At 72.1% G+C, this 16333-nt stretch carries 15 protein-coding genes; 9 read left to right on the forward strand and 6 right to left on the reverse strand.

The genetic code is table 11. The features are described from left to right. Window positions 1-241 precede the first annotated feature (241 nt). The 4 genes from ACIBUY_RS06755 (at window position 242) to ACIBUY_RS06770 (ending at window position 4345) form a co-directional block, all read left to right on the forward strand. Window positions 242-964, forward strand: coding sequence for an alpha/beta hydrolase (locus tag ACIBUY_RS06755; protein ID WP_365567010.1), 723 nt, complete (start codon window positions 242-244; stop codon window positions 962-964). Continuing rightward, the gene (locus tag ACIBUY_RS06760) at window positions 961-2202 is read left to right on the forward strand and encodes a cytochrome P450 (RefSeq protein WP_399151986.1); all 1242 of its coding nucleotides are present in this window, start codon (window positions 961-963) and stop codon (window positions 2200-2202) included. Before ACIBUY_RS06755 ends, ACIBUY_RS06760 begins: the two co-directional genes overlap by 4 nt. Before the next feature lie 62 nt (window positions 2203-2264). After that, window positions 2265-3293 carry an iron ABC transporter permease gene (locus ACIBUY_RS06765; protein WP_365566981.1) on the forward strand — a complete coding sequence of 343 codons (1029 nt, stop codon included), beginning with the start codon at window positions 2265-2267 and terminating at the stop codon, window positions 3291-3293. Continuing rightward, window positions 3290-4345, forward strand: a complete 1056-nt coding sequence (locus ACIBUY_RS06770) for a FecCD family ABC transporter permease (RefSeq protein ID WP_399151987.1) — start codon at window positions 3290-3292, stop codon at window positions 4343-4345. The genes ACIBUY_RS06765 and ACIBUY_RS06770 overlap by 4 nt, the downstream gene beginning before the upstream one ends. Window positions 4346-4386: 41 nt before the next feature. Here the strand turns inward: ACIBUY_RS06770 and ACIBUY_RS06775 are convergent, their stop codons facing one another. Both ACIBUY_RS06775 and ACIBUY_RS06780 read right to left on the reverse strand, forming a co-directional pair. Next, window positions 4387-5409: an iron-siderophore ABC transporter substrate-binding protein gene (locus tag ACIBUY_RS06775; protein ID WP_399151988.1), complete on the reverse strand. Its 1023-nt coding sequence runs from the start codon at window positions 5407-5409 to the stop codon at window positions 4387-4389. A 309-nt stretch (window positions 5410-5718) separates the two neighbouring features. Continuing rightward, window positions 5719-6477, reverse strand: a complete 759-nt coding sequence (locus ACIBUY_RS06780; protein WP_365566984.1) for a GntR family transcriptional regulator — start codon at window positions 6475-6477, stop codon at window positions 5719-5721. A gap of 261 nt (window positions 6478-6738) precedes the next feature. Here ACIBUY_RS06780 and ACIBUY_RS06785 point away from each other — a divergent pair, with 261 nt between their 5' ends. After that, window positions 6739-8031, forward strand: a complete 1293-nt coding sequence (locus ACIBUY_RS06785; RefSeq protein ID WP_399151989.1) for a PTS transporter subunit EIIC — start codon at window positions 6739-6741, stop codon at window positions 8029-8031. 50 nt (window positions 8032-8081) lie between these two features. Next, window positions 8082-9137, forward strand: a complete 1056-nt coding sequence (locus ACIBUY_RS06790; RefSeq protein ID WP_399151990.1) for an SIS domain-containing protein — start codon at window positions 8082-8084, stop codon at window positions 9135-9137. Window positions 9138-9252: 115 nt separating this feature from the next. On the opposite strand, the gene msrB is transcribed toward ACIBUY_RS06790, so the two are convergent. The 4 genes from msrB to ACIBUY_RS06810 form a co-directional block, all read right to left on the reverse strand. Then, entirely contained in the window at window positions 9253-9660 is a 408-nt protein-coding gene (gene msrB / locus ACIBUY_RS06795) for a peptide-methionine (R)-S-oxide reductase MsrB (RefSeq protein ID WP_399151991.1), read from the reverse strand. A gap of 11 nt (window positions 9661-9671) precedes the next feature. Further along, the gene (gene murC / locus ACIBUY_RS06800; protein ID WP_365566989.1) at window positions 9672-11075 is read right to left on the reverse strand and encodes a UDP-N-acetylmuramate--L-alanine ligase; all 1404 of its coding nucleotides are present in this window, start codon (window positions 11073-11075) and stop codon (window positions 9672-9674) included. Between the two features lie 108 nt (window positions 11076-11183). Beyond that, window positions 11184-11657 (reverse strand): indole-3-glycerol phosphate synthase, encoded by a 474-nt coding sequence (locus ACIBUY_RS06805; protein WP_365566990.1) that lies wholly within the window; start codon window positions 11655-11657, stop codon window positions 11184-11186. Window positions 11658-11795: 138 nt separating this feature from the next. Continuing rightward, entirely contained in the window at window positions 11796-12590 is a 795-nt protein-coding gene (locus ACIBUY_RS06810) for a pyrimidine reductase family protein (RefSeq protein WP_365566991.1), read from the reverse strand. Here ACIBUY_RS06810 and zapE point away from each other — a divergent pair. The 3 genes from zapE (at window position 12589) to ACIBUY_RS06825 (ending at window position 16297) form a co-directional block, all read left to right on the forward strand. Continuing rightward, a complete protein-coding gene (gene zapE / locus ACIBUY_RS06815; protein ID WP_365566992.1) occupies window positions 12589-13785 on the forward strand; it encodes a cell division protein ZapE in 1197 nt (398 codons plus the stop codon). The genes ACIBUY_RS06810 and zapE overlap by 2 nt on opposite strands. A 160-nt stretch (window positions 13786-13945) precedes the next feature. Next, window positions 13946-15322 (forward strand): PhoX family protein, encoded by a 1377-nt coding sequence (locus ACIBUY_RS06820; protein ID WP_399151992.1) that lies wholly within the window; start codon window positions 13946-13948, stop codon window positions 15320-15322. Window positions 15323-15376: 54 nt separating this feature from the next. After that, window positions 15377-16297, forward strand: a complete 921-nt coding sequence (locus ACIBUY_RS06825) for a polyphosphate kinase 2 family protein (protein WP_399151993.1) — start codon at window positions 15377-15379, stop codon at window positions 16295-16297. The last annotated feature ends 36 nt before the right edge of the window (window positions 16298-16333 follow it).

A 16333-nucleotide genomic window follows, 5' to 3' on the forward strand; every position in this document is an offset into this window, starting at 1 on the left:
CCCCGATCACCGGCCCGCCGGTGCCGCCCTGTTGCGCCCCGCCCTCTTGTGACCGGCCGCGCGCCGCGCCACCGTGGACGCGACCCGCACTGTCCCCCACCCGCCGGGAGCCGACGTGTCCGCCGAGTCCTCCACCCCCTCCGTGCCCTCTGCGCCCTCCACCCCCTCCACCCCCTCCGCGTCGTCCGCGTCGTCCGCCTTCCTCCTCCCGTACGAACTGCACGGCGACGGCCCGCACAAGGTGATCGCGGTGCACGGCTGGTTCGCCGACCGCTCCGCGTTCGCGCCGGTCGTCCCCGACCTGGACCGCGTCTCCTTCCAGTACGCGCTCGTCGATCTGCGCGGCTACGGCGAGGCCAAGGACGTCCCCGGCGCGTACACGACGGCCGAGGGCGCCGCCGACGTCCTGGCGCTCGCGGACCGGCTCGGCTGGGAGCGGTTCTCGCTGATCGGGCACTCGATGGGCGGCAGTGTGGCGCAGCGCGTGGTGGCGTCGGCGCGGCACCGGGTGCGGCGCATCGCGGGGATCTCGCCGGTCCCGGCGTCGGGCCTGCCGCTGCCGCCGCAGCAGTGGGAGCTGTTCTCGACGGCGGACACCGAACCGGGGCACCGGCGGGCGATCATCGACTTCACCACGGGTGGTGTCCGCCCGGCCGCCTGGCTGGACCGGATGGTGGCGCGCTCCCTCGAGCGCAGCGACGTCAAGGCGTTCCGCGCCTGGCTCGACTCGTGGACCGGCGACGACTTCCACCGCGACCTGGAGGGCTGTACGACGCCGGCGCTGGCCGTCACCGGCCAGCTCGACCCGGCGCTCTCGGCGACCCTGATGCGCGAGACGTGGCTGCACTGGTTCCGCCGCGGCGAGCTGGTGGACCTGCCCGTGTGCGGCCACTACGCGATGGACGAGGCGCCGCTGGCGGTGATCCGGGTGGTGGAGGACTTCCTGCGGGCCGACGCCGCATGACGCACGACACCGCTCCGCAGGTCTTCGACCCGCGCCTGTACGCCGACGGGGTCCCGCACGAGCGCCTGCGCATCCTGCGCAACCGCTTCCCGGTGTCCTGGCAGGCCGAGCCCGCGGTCCTCGACTGGCCCGAGGGCCCGGGGTTCTGGGCGGTGGCCCGGCACGCGGACGTCGTCGAGGTGCTGCGGGACGCGTCGGCGTACTCCTCGCACCTCGGCGCCACCCAGATCCGCGACCCGGACCCGGCGGACCTGCCGTTCATCCGGTCCATGATGCTGAACCAGGACCCGCCGGCCCACGGCCGCCTGCGCCGCCTGGTGAGCCGGGCGTTCACCCCGCGCCGCGTCGCGGCGTTCGAGCACGCGGCCCGCACCCGGGCAACGTCCCTGCTGAGCACGGCACTTGAGCAGCAGGGCCCGATCGACCTCGTGGGCTCCGTCACCGACGAGTACGCCCTGCTGAACCTCGCCGACCTTCTTGGCGTGCCGCCCGCCGACCGCTCGCTCCTGCTGGGCTGGACCCAGCGGGTCATCGGCTACCAGGACCCGGACGAGTCCCCGGAGCCGGTGCGCGACGCGGCGGGCCGTCCGGTGAACCCGCGCTCCCCATCCGCCCTGGCCGACATGTTCGCGTACGCCGACGAACTGGCCGCCCACAAGCGCGCACACCCCGCCGACGACGTCATGACGACCCTCGCCACGGACCCCGAACTCACCCCGCCCGAACGGCAGATGTTCTTCTTCCTCCTCACGATCGCGGGCAACGACACGGTCCGCGGCGCGGCTGCCGGCGCCCTGTCCCTGCTGGCCGAGCACCCCTCCGCGTACAAGCAACTGCGCGAAGGACAGCGGGACTTCGCGACGGCGACCGACGAACTGCTGCGGCGCCACCCGCCGGTGCTCACCTTCCGCCGCACCGCGACCCGTGACACGACGCTCGCGGGCACGCGCATCCGGCGCGGCGACAAGGTCGTCGTCCTGCACGCGTCCGCCAACCACGACGAGCGCGTCTTCCCCGACCCGTTCCGCCTGGACCTCACCCGCACCCCCAACCCGCACGTCTCCTTCGGGGACGGCCCGCACGTCTGCCTCGGCGCGCATTTCGCCCGGCTCCAGCTCCGGGTGCTGTACGAGGAGGTGGCCCGGGCCGTGCCGACGCTGACGCCCGCGGGGCCGCCGGGGCGGCTCGTCTCGAACTTCATCAACGGGATCAAGACCTTGCCGGTACATGTAAGGTAAGGCTCCCCTAACCAGGCGACCGGCTGTCCGGCCGCCGGTCCGCACCTGCGCGAGAAGGTCCCATGGCACCACCCTCGGCCCGGACGGGCGGTGCCCCGCCCCTCGGCCGCGTCCCCGTCCTCCTGACCGCTCTCGGCGTCCTCGTCCTGGCCGCTCTCGCCAGCCTCGCCCTCGGCAGCAAAGGCATCGGACTCCCCGCCGTCCTGCAGGGACTGCTGCACGGCAGCGGCGACCCGGACGCGGTGATCGTGCGCCAACTGCGGGTCCCGCGCACCTTCATCGGCATCGCGACGGGCGCGGCGCTCGGCCTCGCCGGCGCCGTCATGCAGTCGGTGACCCGCAATCCGATCGCGGACCCCGGGATCCTCGGAGTGAGCCAGGGCGCCGCGAGCGGCGTCGTCATCGCCGTCTCCGTCTTCTCCGTGACCTCCTACACGGCGTACGTGTGGTGGGGCTTCCTCGGCGCCCTGTGCGCGGCCGCCGTGGTGTACGGGCTCGCGGGGCGCGGCCGGGACAGTGCGACCCCGGTGAAGCTGGCGCTCGCGGGCAGCGCCATCGGTGCGTTCATCGGCGCCCTCAACAACGCGGTGCTGACCACGAACGCGGCGACGTACGACCAGTTCCGGTTCTGGCAGATCGGCTCGCTGGGCACCGCGACCGAGCGGACGGCGTGGCAGTTGCTGCCGTTCGTCGCGGTGGGCTGCGCGCTGGTGCTGCCGCTCGCGCGCAGCCTCGACGTCCTCGCGCTCGGCGACGAGGCCGCGGCGGCGCTCGGCACGCGGGTGCGGCTGGTGCGGGCGGTGGCCGTGCTCGGCGCGACCGTGCTGACCGGCGCCTCGGTCGCCGCGACCGGGCCCGTCGCCTTCGTCGGCCTGCTCGCCCCGCACGCGGCCCGGGCCCTGGTCGGCGTACGGCATCTGTGGCTGCTGCCGCTGTCGGCGCTGTGCGGAGCGGCGCTGCTGCTGTCGACGGACACCGTGGGCCGGATCCTGTTCCCGCCCTCCGAGGTGCCGGCCGGGGTGATGACCGCGGTGGCCGGGGTGCCGCTGCTGATCTGGCTCGTCCGCGCGCGCAAGGGGGTGCCGGTGTGAGCGTGACGCTTCGACCCCCCGCCGGGACAAGGGCGTTGCGGACGGGTCCGTACGCGGTACTGGTGCGCCCGCGGTCCGCGCTGATCGTCCTCGCCCTGCTGGCGGCGCTCGCCGGGGCGGCGGTGCTCGCGCTCTGCGCCGGCGACGCGTACGTGCCGCCGGGCCGTGTCCTCGACGCGCTCCTCACCGGGGGCGGACCCGACCGGGTCGTCGTCGGGGAACTGCGGCTGCCGCGCGTCGTCCTGGGCGCGCTGGTGGGGGCGGCGCTCGGCTGTGCGGGCGCACTGATCCAGGCCGTCGCCCGCAATCCCCTCGCCGGCCCCGACGTCCTCGGGGTCACGCACGGCTCGTCGGTGCTCGTCGTCGGCCTGATGACGTACGGGATCACGGCGTCGCCCGGCCAACTGCCGTGGGCCGCGGTCGCGGGCGGGCTCGCGGCGGGCGCGCTGGTCTACGTCCTGGCCTGGCGCGGCGGCCTCGCCGCACACCGCTTCGTCCTGGTCGGCATCGCGCTGAGCAGCGGCCTGTCGGCGGTGACGTCGCTGTTCCTCTCGCACGGCGAGGGCACGACGGCGCAGACGGCGAAGGTGTGGATGACGGGGAGCCTCAACGGCGCGGACCTCGCGCAGGCCCGCTGGCTCGGCGCGGTGCTCGTGGTCGCACTGCCCTTCCTGGTGGGGGCGGCCCGCGCCATGCGCCGACTCGCGCTCGGTGACGAACAGGCACAGGCGCTCGGCGCCCGCCCGGGCCGGGACCGGCTGCTGCTCGCGCTCCTCGGCGTGGTCCTCGCGGCGTGCGCGGCGGGCGCCGCGGGCCCGGTCGACTTCGTGGCCCTGGTCGCCCCGCAGATCGCGGTCCGCCTCACCCGCTCCCCCGAACTCCCGCTCGCCTGCTCGGCGTTGACGGGCGCGGTGATCACCGTCGTGGCCGACACGGCGGCGCGTACGGCCCTGGCCCCCACCGAACTCCCGGTCGGCGTGGTCACGGCGCTGGTGGGAGCGCCGTATCTGCTGTGGCTGCTGGTACGGGCGCGGCGGACCCGGAGCCATTGAGAGCCGGCTGAGAGCCGGCCCCGAGTCCCCCGCGCCCGGCGTCACTTGGTGAGGTGCTTCGCCAGATCCGCGACGACCCGGTCCGCCGCGGTCTGCCCCGCGCTCAGGAACCACGGCGTGTACGCGACCTTCACCGCGCGCCCGGCCCTGACCGCGGACAGGGACTTCCACAGGTCGCCGTTGACGACGTCCTCGACGTCGGCGCCCTCCTGGACCCCGTAGAAGATCCAGTCCGCGTCCACCTCGGCGAGCTGCTCGGCGCTCAGGTCCTTGGAGGTGTCGGCGAACCGCTGCGCGTCCGGGCGCCCGTACCCCAGGTCGGTGAGGACCGAGCCGGAGAAGGACCGGGTGCCCCACATCCGCGTACGGCCGGTGGAGAAGGCGACGAGGGAGACGGTGACGGCGGCCCTGCCCACGCCGTCGGCGGACTTCGCGTACGCGGCGAGGGCCTTCTCCGCGTCGCCCTGCGCGCCGAGGGCGGACGCCATCAGCAGGAAGTCGGCCTTCCAGTTGATGCCCTGACCCTTGGTGAGCACGGTGGGCGCGATCGCGGAGAGCTTCTTGTAGAGGTCCTGCTGACTGGAGTTGCCGAGGATGAGGTCGGGCTTCGCGGCCTCGATCGCCTCCAGGTTCGGCGCCGTGCGCTCACCGAGCCGCGCGGTCTTCTTGAGGGCGGCGGCCTGCTGCGGGAAGGCCTCGACGAGGTAGCCGGGAATCAGGTCCTCGCCGATGCCGTACGTCGCACCGGCCGGGGCGTGCCCGAGCACGAGCGCGTCGTCGAGCTGGCCGGTGCCGAGGACGACGACGCGGACGGGCCTGGCGGCCACCTTCGTCGTACCGCCGTAGTGCTTGACGGTGCGCGGGAAGACTCCGTCGCCCTGGGCGCTGCCCATGCCGTCGGCGGGGGCGGAGGGTGCCGGCGCGGCAGCCGTGGTGGAGTCCGAGCCGGAGGAGCCGCTCGAACCGACGGATCCGGATCCGGAGGAACAGGCGGCGAGGCCCGCGACCGCACCGGAGGCGCCGAGGGCGCCCAGCAGGAAGGTGCGGCGGCTGACGTGAGACATATGAGGTCCTGACGAACGAACGGGAACGAGACGAGCCACGTGGCACGCCGACCGTTGACTGACAACTCAGGTAGACAACCCGGAAAGACGACTTAGGTGAGGCTTACCTAAGGGGTTCAGTTCTACCTCATGCGGCTGCGGGTCCATCGGCCGGGACCCCGGGACTTACGCCGCACACAACCGGCCCTCCACCGGAGCACCATGGCTCCATGCAGCCCCATTCCCTGACGAAGTTCGCGAAACGCATGGTGCACGCCCCGAGGGAGGAGGCGACGTGGCCCCGCGGGTCCGAGCAGACCGTCGGCCGGTTCAGCCCGGCTGGAAGGTCGTCCGCAGCCGGTAGCGCTCCCCGCTGTACTCGACGGTCGACAGCAGCACGGGCCGCTGCTCGCGCGCATAGATCGTCTGGTCGAGGCGGAGCACGGGCGCGCCCGTGGGGAGTTGCAACTGACCGGCGAGCTCCGCGTCGGCCGCGTGCGCCTCGATGGTGACCTCGGAGCGGTCCAACTCGACGCCGCGGGCGCGCAGTTCCTCGAAGAGCGAGTTCGCGGTGAAGTCGACGTCCTCGATGCCGGGCGCGAGCCGGGCGACGACGAGGGCACGGTCGACGGCGACCCGCACCTCGTCGAGGAGCCGGACCCGGTCGAGCCGGAACAGCGGGGTACCGGCCGGCACGTCGAGCCGGTCGGCGTCGTCGAGCGTGGCGAGGACCGGCTCCTGGCGCAGCACGAGCGAGCCCGGCGTCATGCGCTTGCGGCGGGCCGTCGTGGTGAACGACTCCAGGTCGTTGGGCCACTCCCGGGCGGGCGCCGGCTCCGCCACGAACCAGCCGCGGCCGTGCGACGCCGTGATCAGCCCCTGGTCGACGAGGTGCAGCAGGGCCTTGCGCAGGGTGACGCGGGAGATGTCGAGGCGGGCGCACAGATCCCGCTCGGAGGGCAGCTTGGCCCCGGCCTCGAGACCGCGCCGGGCGATCTCCTCGCGGATCAGGTCCGCCGCCTGCGACCACAGGGGCGCGGCACCGCTGGCGCGCTGGGGCGCGCGGGCGGAGCGGGCGTGGTCCGGCATGGCTGACCTCCTCGTCGGCGACTGAAACCGTACCACCGCTTACCACCCGGCCAGGGACCGTACGCCCCAGGCCCAGCAGGCCCTAGGACCCGAAGCCGCCCGCATTGGACCTCGAACGCCTCCCAACCGAATACCACTATTGACCAGTTGCAGACCACTGCTTACCTTGTGAGGACAGCGGCCGGGTCGAACCCCCGCTGACCTCGGTGTCCGACGCACTTCCGGCGGCACCGCTCCCCTTGCCCCGATGGAGGAAGACGGATGAGTACGGCCCTCGCAAAGAAGCGATCCGGCGCCGGCGCCATGGCGGTCATGCAACGCATCGGCCGCAGTCTGATGCTGCCCGTGGCCGTCCTGCCCGCGGCCGCCATCCTGCTGCGCCTGGGCAAGGACGACCTGCTGGGCCGGGAGGCGTTCCCGCTGGTCGTCCGGAAGTTCGGGATGATCCTCACCGCGGGCGGCCAGGCGGTCTTCGACAACCTGCCGCTGCTCTTCGCCATCGGTGTCGCCATCGGCTTCGCGAAGAAGGCCGACGGCTCCACCGCCCTGTCCGCCGCGGTCGGCTACCTGGTCTTCAAGAGCGTGCTGGCGTCCAGCGCCTTCCCGCACGGCGCCGACGGCAAGCCGCTGGACGCCAAGGTGCTCGGCGGCATCGTGATGGGCCTGGTCGTCGCCCTGCTCTACCAGCGCTTCAGCCGCACCAGGCTGCCCGAGTGGCTGGGCTTCTTCGGCGGGCGCCGCCTGGTGCCGATCCTCAGCGCCTTCGCGGGCGTCGTCATCGGCTCGGCCTTCGGCTTCATCTGGCCGACCGTCGGCGGCTGGTTCTTCCACTTCGGCGAGTGGCTGGTGGGCACCGGCGCCTGGGGCGCGGGCCTGTTCGGCCTGGTCGTACGCGCCCTCATCCCCGTCGGGATGCACCACTTCTTCTCGTTCTTCCCGTGGTTCGAGGCCGGCAGCTTCACCGACCCGCACACCGGCGCCCAGGCGCACGGCGACATCGCCCGCTTCCTGGCCGGTGACCCGAGCGCGGGCCAGTTCATGACCGGCGGCTTCCCGATCTACATGTTCGCGCTGCCCGCCGCCGCCCTCGCCATCGCGCACACCGCACGCCCCGAGAACCGCAAGGTCGTCAAGGGCATGATGATCTCGGTCGCGCTGACCTCGTTCGTCACGGGCGTGACCGAACCGATCGAGTTCAGCTTCATGTTCGTGGCGCCCGTCCTCTACGCGATCCACGCGGTGCTCTTCGGTGTCTCGATGGCCGTCTGCTACGCCCTCGGCATCCGGGACGGCTTCGGCTTCTCGTCCGGCGCGATCGACTACGTCCTCAACTTCGGCATCGCCACGAAACCCTGGCTGCTGATCCCGATCGGCCTCGCCTTCGCCGCCCTCTACTACGTGATCTTCCGGTTCGCCATCGTCCGGTTCAACCTGCCCACACCGGGCCGCGAACCGATGGACAACCCGGCCGACGACACCCCGAGCGCGTCGGCGACGGTCCCGCCCCAGGCGGAGCGCCCCGCGACGGACACCGAGCCACAACCCAGGCCCTGACCAACCACGCCCACGAACCACAAAGCAAGAAGCAAGGAACAAGGAACCCCATGTCCGGATCCCGCATCACCTTCGAGGTCGGCCAGGACGCGCAGCCCGAGGCCCTGGACCGCATCGCCGACCGGCTGCGCACCCGGCTCGCCGCCGCGTCCCTCGCGGGCCTGCGCTCCGTACGCCGCCCGCTGTTCACCGGCATCGGCGCCTCGTACGCGGCGCTCGCCGTCCCCGTCGAGGTGCTGCGGGTCCACGGAGTCGCGGCCCAGCGCGTCCTCGCCGACGAGGTCGAGACCGGACTGACCGGCTTCGACACGGACCTGCTGATCGGCGTCTCGCAGGGCGGCCGCAGTTCGGAGACGCTCGCGGCGTTCAAGGCGGCCGGCGACGCCTCCACCCTCGCCGTCCTGAACGTCACCCCGTCCCCGCTCGGCGACCTCGCCGAACTCACCGTCGACCTGGGCAACGAGCCCGACTCGTACGCCTCCACCATCGGGTTCACCGGCACGGTCGTCGCCCTCGACCTGCTCGCGGGCGCCGTCGCGGGCCGCACCGACGACCCCTGGCACGGCATCGCGGAACGGCTGCGCACGGTCCGGCACCAGGCCGAGGTGGCGATCGCCCCGCTCGCCGCCCGGGCGGGCCGCTGCGTGGCCGCGGACTGCGTCGCCTCCGGCGCCTCCCGGGCCTCGGCGGAGGAGGCGGCGCTGCTGCTGCGCGAGGTCCCGCGGATGCCCGCCGCGGCCTCGGCGACCCGCAACTACCTGCACGGCGAGATGGAGTCGGCGGGCAACACCCTGCACGTCGTGTTCGGCGACGCCCGCGAGATCGACCTGGCCCGCTCCCTCTCCTCGGCCGGCCACCTCACGCTCCTGATCACCACCAAGGACGTCCCCGGCACCGACACCCTCACCGTGGTCCGGCTCCCCGAGACGGCCCCGGCCCCCCGCGTCGTCCTCGAGACAGCGGTCGTCCAGGAACTGGTCCGCGCGCTCAGCGCCGCACGCGACGTCCCCATCGAGTCGTTCGTCTTCGCCAACGACGACACGAAGGAGGGCGGCGTCGACCCGGGCGACTTCGCGATCAACTCCCCGGAACTGGCCCACGCCTGAGCTGGGCAGTGCCAGGATCCCCGGCGGGCCGCCGCCCAAAACACAGCGATCCCGCCCGGCGCCATCCGAAGAATGGCCGGGCGGGATCGGGATGCGCTGGGGGAAGACCCCGGGGTCACTCCCCGGCCGGGGCCAGCCTGAGGGAGATCGAGTTGATGCAGTAGCGCTGGTCCGTGGGCGTCGGGTAGCCCTCGCCCTCGAAGACGTGCCCGAGGTGCGAGCCGCACCGGGCGCACCGCACCTCCGTGCGCACCATGCCGTGCGAGCGGTCCTCGATCAGTTCGACGGCCGTCGAGTCCTTCGGGTCGTAGAAGGACGGCCAGCCGCAGTGCGACTCGAACTTCTCGGTCGACGTGAACAGCTCCGCGTCGCAGGCGCGACAGGAGTAGACGCCCGTCGTCTTCGTGTCCGTGTACTCACCGGTGAAGGCGGGCTCCGTGCCGGCCTGGCGCAGTACGGCGTACTCCGCGGGGCTCAGTTCCGCGCGCCACTGCTCGTCCGGCTTCTCGATGTCGTACGACATGTCAGGTCTCCTCAGCCCTTCAAGCGGTCCAGGATGCGCGGGCCGAGGTCCGTGACGTCGCCCGCGCCCATGGTGAGAACGAGATCGCCGGGCTTGGCCATTCCCGCGATCGTCTCGACGGCCGCCGCCTTGTCGGCCGCGGCCTGGACGTCGGCGCCCGCCGCGCGCGCCGCGTCGACGATCAGGGCGCTGGTGATGCCGGGGATCGGGTCCTCGCGGGCCGGATAGATGTCGAGGACGACCGAGGCGTCGGCGAGGGCGAGGGCCGCGCCCATCTCCGTGCCCAGTTCCTGGGTGCGGGAGAAGAGGTGGGGCTGGAAGAGGACGAGGAGGCGGGAGTCGGTCGCCGCCGCGCGCATCGCCTCCAGGTCCGCCGTCATCTCGGTGGGGTGGTGGGCGTAGGAGTCGATGACCTGTACGCCGTTCTCCTCGCCCTTGAGCTGGAGGCGGCGCTTGACGCCCGTGTAGGACTTCAGCGCGCCCGCCAGGTTCCGGGAGGGGATGCCGAGCGCCACGCCCGCCGCGAGCGCCGCGACCGCGTTGTGCGCGTAGTGGCGGCCGGGGACGGAGACGGTGAAGGTGAGCAGCTTGCCGTCGAGGAGGACCGTGACCTCGCTGGTCAGGCCGCGCGGCGTGATCTTGTGGATCCGGATGTCGGCGGACTCGGACTCGCCGTACGTGACGACCTTGAGGGACGTCGTGTCGCGGATGCGGCGGGTCAGCTCGACCGCGCCCTCGTGGTCGGCGGCGATGACGAGCGTGCCGCCGGGGACGATCTTCGACGTGAAGATCTCGAAGGAGTCGTAGATCTCGTCCATCGACGCGTAGTTGGCGTGGTGGTCGAGTTCGACGTTGAGGATGATCGCGACTTCGGGCCGGTACTTGTGGAAGCTGCGGTCCGACTCGTCGGCCTCGGCGACGAAGATGTCGCCGTCGCCGTGCAGCGCGTTCGACCCGGGGGCATCGAGGTCGCCGCCGATCGCGTACGACGGGTTCAGGCCGAGGGAGCTCAGGGAGACCGCCAGCATCGACGTCGTGGTCGTCTTGCCGTGGGTGCCGGCCACCGCGATCGGGCGCAGGCCGTCCATCAGGGAGGCGAGCGCGTCGGAGCGGTGCACGACCGGGATGCCGAGTTCGGCGGCGCGCGCCAGCTCCGGGTTGTCCTCGCGGATGGCGGAGGAGACGACCACGCAGGTCGCATCCGGTGCGAGGTGGGCCGCGTCGTGGCCGATGTGCACCGTGACGCCGAGGGCGCGCAGCGCCTCGGCCGTGGCCGACTCGCGTGCGTCGCTGCCCGCCACCTTCGCGCCGCGCTGGGCCAGGATCTTCGCGATGCCCGACATGCCGGCGCCGCCGATGCCGATGAAGTGCGGTCGGTCCATGCCGGCGATGGACTGGGGCAGGCCGGGTGCCATACGTGTCTCTCCCCTGAGGTTCTTGGGTGTCACCGGTCCAGGGGACACTGTGTCCCCGGACCGGTGACAACCCTATTGCCTCGACCCCGCCCGGTCGGCACCTCGCCGCTACGCCTTGCTGTACGAGAACAGCTTCAGCACCGGCACCCCGACCTTGTGCCGGGCCCGCGAGGCCCAGTCCCGGTGGAAGAACTCCTCGACGTAGTGCGGGTCGGTCAGCACGATCACCTCGTCCGCCTTGACCTCGTCGACGCGTGCCTTGAGGGCGTCGAGCGGGTGGTCCTCGATCAGCCGGCCCTCGGCGGCGCAGCCCGCCTGGTGCAGGGCGGTGAGCGAGACCTGGAGGGCCTGCTCCGCGGGCCCCGCGGCGTCCTCGCCCTCGGGGACCTCGCCCTCGTGGGCGGCCTCGTCGAGCTCGCCCATCGCGACGTCGTCGATGGCCCGCAGCAGGCGGTCCGCCTGGTCGCCGCGGGGCTGGAGCAGCACGTGGAAGGAGACTTCCTCGTCGCCGTGCAAGGTGGTGACGAACTCCACGTCGGCGGACGTCAGGGCCTTCTCGATCATCAATACGCTCGTGAACACGACGGGCGCCCTTCTTCTCCTGCCGTGGGCCCGCCGCCTCGCGGTGGGCCCTTGGGGGACCTGCGGAAACCATCCTGCCCCGTGGCCGCACGGGGTCTGCGAGATTTAGTGTGCCCAGCGGAAGCTAAACGGAACTGGTCATTCCGCCGAGTGTCGGGTCCGACGGTATCGGGTGAAGAGGAAACCGTCCTCCTCCAGAAGAGATGCCAGCTCGAAACGTTCCGGCACGGCAAGCGTCGAGCCTCCCGCGATGCGCTGCGCGTCGCCCGCCGTGAGCATCGGCGAGAGCGTCAGACACAACTCGTCGAGCACCTGTGCGGCCACGAACTGACCCAGCATCCGTGGTCCTCCCTCCGTCAGCTGCCGGGTCAGCCCGCGCTCGGCCAGCGCGCGTACCGCCCGGTTGGGATCGACGGTTGCCCCGTCCCCCGCGAACAACACCTCGGAGCCCGAGGCACGGGCCGCCTCGACCCGGTCCGCCGGGGCGCCCGCACCCGTGATCACGTACGTCGGCGCCAGCGGCCCGGTGAACAGCGGCAGGGCGAAGTCGAGGTCGAGGCTCGCGCTGATCACCGCGATGGAGGGGGCGGGCCCCTGCCCCGCGGCCTTGCGGCGCTCGGTGAAGGCGTCCCGGGCGCGGGCCGGCCGGTACTGCTCCTGGCGGACCGTCTGGGCGCCCACGACCACGACGTCCGCGAGCCCGCGCAGGGTCCCGAAGATCCGCATGTCGGTGGCGCTGGAGATGGGCTGGGAGCGGCCGTCGTGCTGGGCGGCGCCGTCGAGCGTGGCGACCATGTTGCCGCGCAGCCAGGCCTCCCCCCGCGCACCGGCCGGATACGCATAGGCGTCGGCGATCTCGTCGAGGCTCCACTCACCGCCCTCCCGGCCCTGGTGATCTGCTGTTTCGTACGTCACAGGGAACAGGCGTCGCATGACGTGCAGTGTGGCACGGCCATTAAGGTGGGGTGCTGTGTCGTCCTCCATCGAAACCACCGGCTCCGGCCGCACGGGCATCAGTCGCATAGCCGACCCGGCGCCCCAGTCCCTGTGCGCCCGCGAACCGCACGTACCCGCGGAGCGCCTGGTCGCCGAGATGGTGCCGCCGCCGCGTTTCGACTCGGTCCGCTTCGACACGTACATCCCCGATCCGAACCAGCCGAGCCAGATCGAGGCCGTGCAGGTCCTGAGCTCGTTCGCCGCCGGGCTCGGCGGGGCGCACGCGGCGACCGGCGGAAAGAAAAAGGCGCGAAGCGCTTCCTTGGAAGGGCGGTGGTGGGAGACGGGCGGGCGCAAGTGGTTCGCCAAGAAGCCCGCCGCGCCGACCGGGCCCCGCGGCGTCTACCTCGACGGCGGGTACGGCGTCGGCAAGACCCACCTCCTCGCCTCCCTGTGGCACGCGACCCCCGCGGCACCCGAGCACAAGGCGTTCGGCACCTTCGTCGAGCTGACGAACCTGGTGGGCGCGCTCGGCTTCCAGCAGACCGTGAAGACGCTGAGCGGCCACCGCCTGCTGTGCATCGACGAGTTCGAGCTGGACGACCCGGGCGACACCGTCCTCGTGTCGTCCCTGCTCGGCAAGCTCGTCGAGGCGGGCGTCGCCCTCGCGGCCACGTCCAACACGCTGCCCGGCAAGCTCGGCGAGGGCCGGTTCGCCGCCGCCGACTTCCTGCGCGAGATCCAGGGCCTGTCCGCACACTTCAGGCCGCTGCGCATCGACGGCGAGGACTTCCGGCACCGGGGTCTGCCCGAGGCGCCCGCGCCGTTCACCGACGAGCAGGTCACCAAGGCCGCGTACGCCACCGAGGGCGCCTCGCTCGACGACTTCCCGCACCTGCTGGAACACCTCGCGCGCGTGCACCCCAGCCGGTACGGCGCCCTGACGGACGACCTCAGGGCGGTCTGCCTGACCGACGTCACGGCCGTGCCCGACCAGTCGACGGCGCTGCGCCTCGTCGTCCTCGCCGACCGGCTGTACGACCGGGAGATCCCGGTGCTCGCGTCCGGCCTGCCGTTCGACCGGCTGTTCAGCGAGGAGATGCTGAACGGCGGCTACCGCAAGAAGTACTTCCGGGCGATCTCCCGGCTCACCGCACTGGCACGGGACGCGAAGGGTCTCGTACGCGACTGAGGTACGTGACCGGCAATCGCCCGGGCCGCGTGCCACCCCGCACAGGCGACACGAGTAACCACCTCTCAACTGGCCTTACTACGCGCGTGGTTCACGCGCGCCCGACCGCGTGATAGACACAGCCGGGTCACAGTCCTGTCCGCCAGCAGGAGGTTGCCCCATGTCTGAAACACGGCTGCACGCAACACGACGTCAAGTCCTGGCCCGTACCGGTGCGTTGGGCGCCGGTATCGCCTTCACCGGGACGCTCTCCGAGCTGTTCGCCGGGTCGGCCGCCGCCCAAGGGCGCGGTGGATACGGGCCGTTGGTGCCCGACCCGGCCGGTCTGCTCGACCTCCCGAAGGGGTTCCGCTACAAGGTCCTGTCCCGGGAAGGGGACCAACTCCGTTCGGGAGAAGGGCTGGTGCCCAGCAATCACGACGGCATGGCCGCCTTCGGCGGCAGACGCGGCCGCGTCCACCTCGTGCGCAACCACGAGAACCGCGTCACCGCCAAGGTCCCGGTGCCGACCGTCGAAGGACTCACGTACGACCCGATGGGCAAGGGCGGCTGTACGGCGCTCGCGCTCGACTCCCACAACAACGTGCTGTCCGAGCGCGTCGCCATCGCCGGTACGGCCGTCAACTGCGCCGGTGGGCACACCCCTTGGGGCACCTGGCTCACCTGCGAGGAGACCGAGGACCGGGCCGGCACGAACGGGTACACCAAGGACCACGGCTTCATCTTCGAGGTCGACCCGGTCGACCCGCACCGCTCGGGCGCCGTACCGCTGACCGCGATGGGCCGCTTCCAGCACGAGGCGATCGCCGTCGATCCGCGGCGCGGCGTCGTGTACGAGACGGAGGACGCCTTCGACAAACCCTTCGGCCTCTTCTACCGCTTCCTGCCCAACAGGCCGCAGGGCGGGCTCGGTTCACTGCGCGCGGGCGGCAGGCTCCAGGCGATGCGGGTGCCCGGCGTCCTCGACCTCTCCCTGATCCAGGACACCGGTGCGACGTTCGACGGCATCGAGTGGATCGACGTACCGGACCCGCTGGCCGCCCAAACCCCCATCCGCTTCCAGGACTTCGGCCCGAAGGGCATCACCCACGCCCAGAAGCTGGAGGGCTGCTACTGGGGCGGATCGTGCGTGTACTTCGTGTCGTCGTTCGCGCACCGCAGCGCGGGCTCGGCCGCCGACCACTTCGGCCAGATCTGGCGCTACGACCCGTCCGCGCGCCGCCTCACCCTGGTGATCGTGTTCGGCCCGGACACGGACGTACAACTGCCCGGCGAGTCCCCGGACAACATCTGCCTCGCCCCCAGCGGCGGCCTGATGGTGTGCGAGGACGGCGAGGGCGCGCAGCACGTCTTCGGCGTCACACGCAAGGGCGAGGTGTACGCGATGGCCCGCGGCCGGCAGAACATCGGCACCGCGGACGATCCCTCGTGGGGCGAATTCGCCGGGGTCACGTTCTCCCCCGACGGATCCACCATGTACGTGAACTGCTACACGCCCGGTACGACGTTCGCGGTGACGGGCCCCTGGCACAAGTAGCGGCGGGACCCGCGCCGACGCAGGATCGGAGGACCTGACCGGAAGGGGTGCGCAGTGGCGAAGGACAAGAAGAAGGGCGGCGGCGGAAAGGCGAAGGGCGCCAAGGGCGGCTCGAAGCAGCGCCCCACCGCCCCCGCCCCGCTGCGCGAGCTGCTGCGCATCCCCGAGGGCGAGCGCGTCGACCTGTCCTCCTTCGACGCGGCCGCCACCCCCGGCGGCCCGAGCGACAAGGCCGAGGGCGTCGCGGCGACCGCCCGAATGGGTGAACGCCTCGCCGACCTCCAGGAACGCCTGTGGGCCGCGGGCACCGCCGGTGACCGGCGCCGGGTGCTGCTGATCCTGCAGGGCATGGACACCAGCGGCAAGGGCGGCACCGTCAAGCACGTCATCGGCCTGTTCAACCCGTCGGGCTGCCGCATCAAGGCGTTCAAGGCACCGACGGCCGAGGAGCTCAACCACCCCTTCCTGTGGCGCATCATCAAGGCCCTGCCGGAGCCGGGCGAGATCGGCATCTTCGACCGGTCCCAGTACGAGGACGTCCTGATCGCCCGCGTGCGGGAGCTGGTGCCGCGCAGCCAGCTCGGCCGGCGCTACGGGCAGATCAACCGGTTCGAGAAGTCCCTCGCCGACGACGGGGTGACCGTCGTGAAGTGCTTCCTGCACGTCTCGTACGAGCAGCAGAAGCGCCGCCTCCTGGAACGGCTGGACAATCCGGACAAGTACTGGAAGTTCAATCCGGGCGACATCGACGAGCGGGCCCTGTGGCCCGCCTACCAGGAGGCGTACGAGATCGCCCTGGAACGGTGCTCCACCGACGAGGCGCCCTGGTACGTCGTGCCCGCCGACCGCAAGTGGTACCGCAACTGGGCCATCAGCAAGCTGCTCCTCGAACACCTCGAGGCCCTCGACCCGCAGTACCCGAAGGCCGACTTCGACGTGGACGAGTGCAGGAAGCGGCTGCTCGCCGCGGACTGACCTGCACCGTTGCGGCCGCCACCGGGGCGCTGTTCC

Source organism: Streptomyces sp. NPDC050085 (genome assembly GCF_044460595.1).
In the GTDB taxonomy this organism is placed as follows: domain Bacteria; phylum Actinomycetota; class Actinomycetes; order Streptomycetales; family Streptomycetaceae; genus Streptomyces.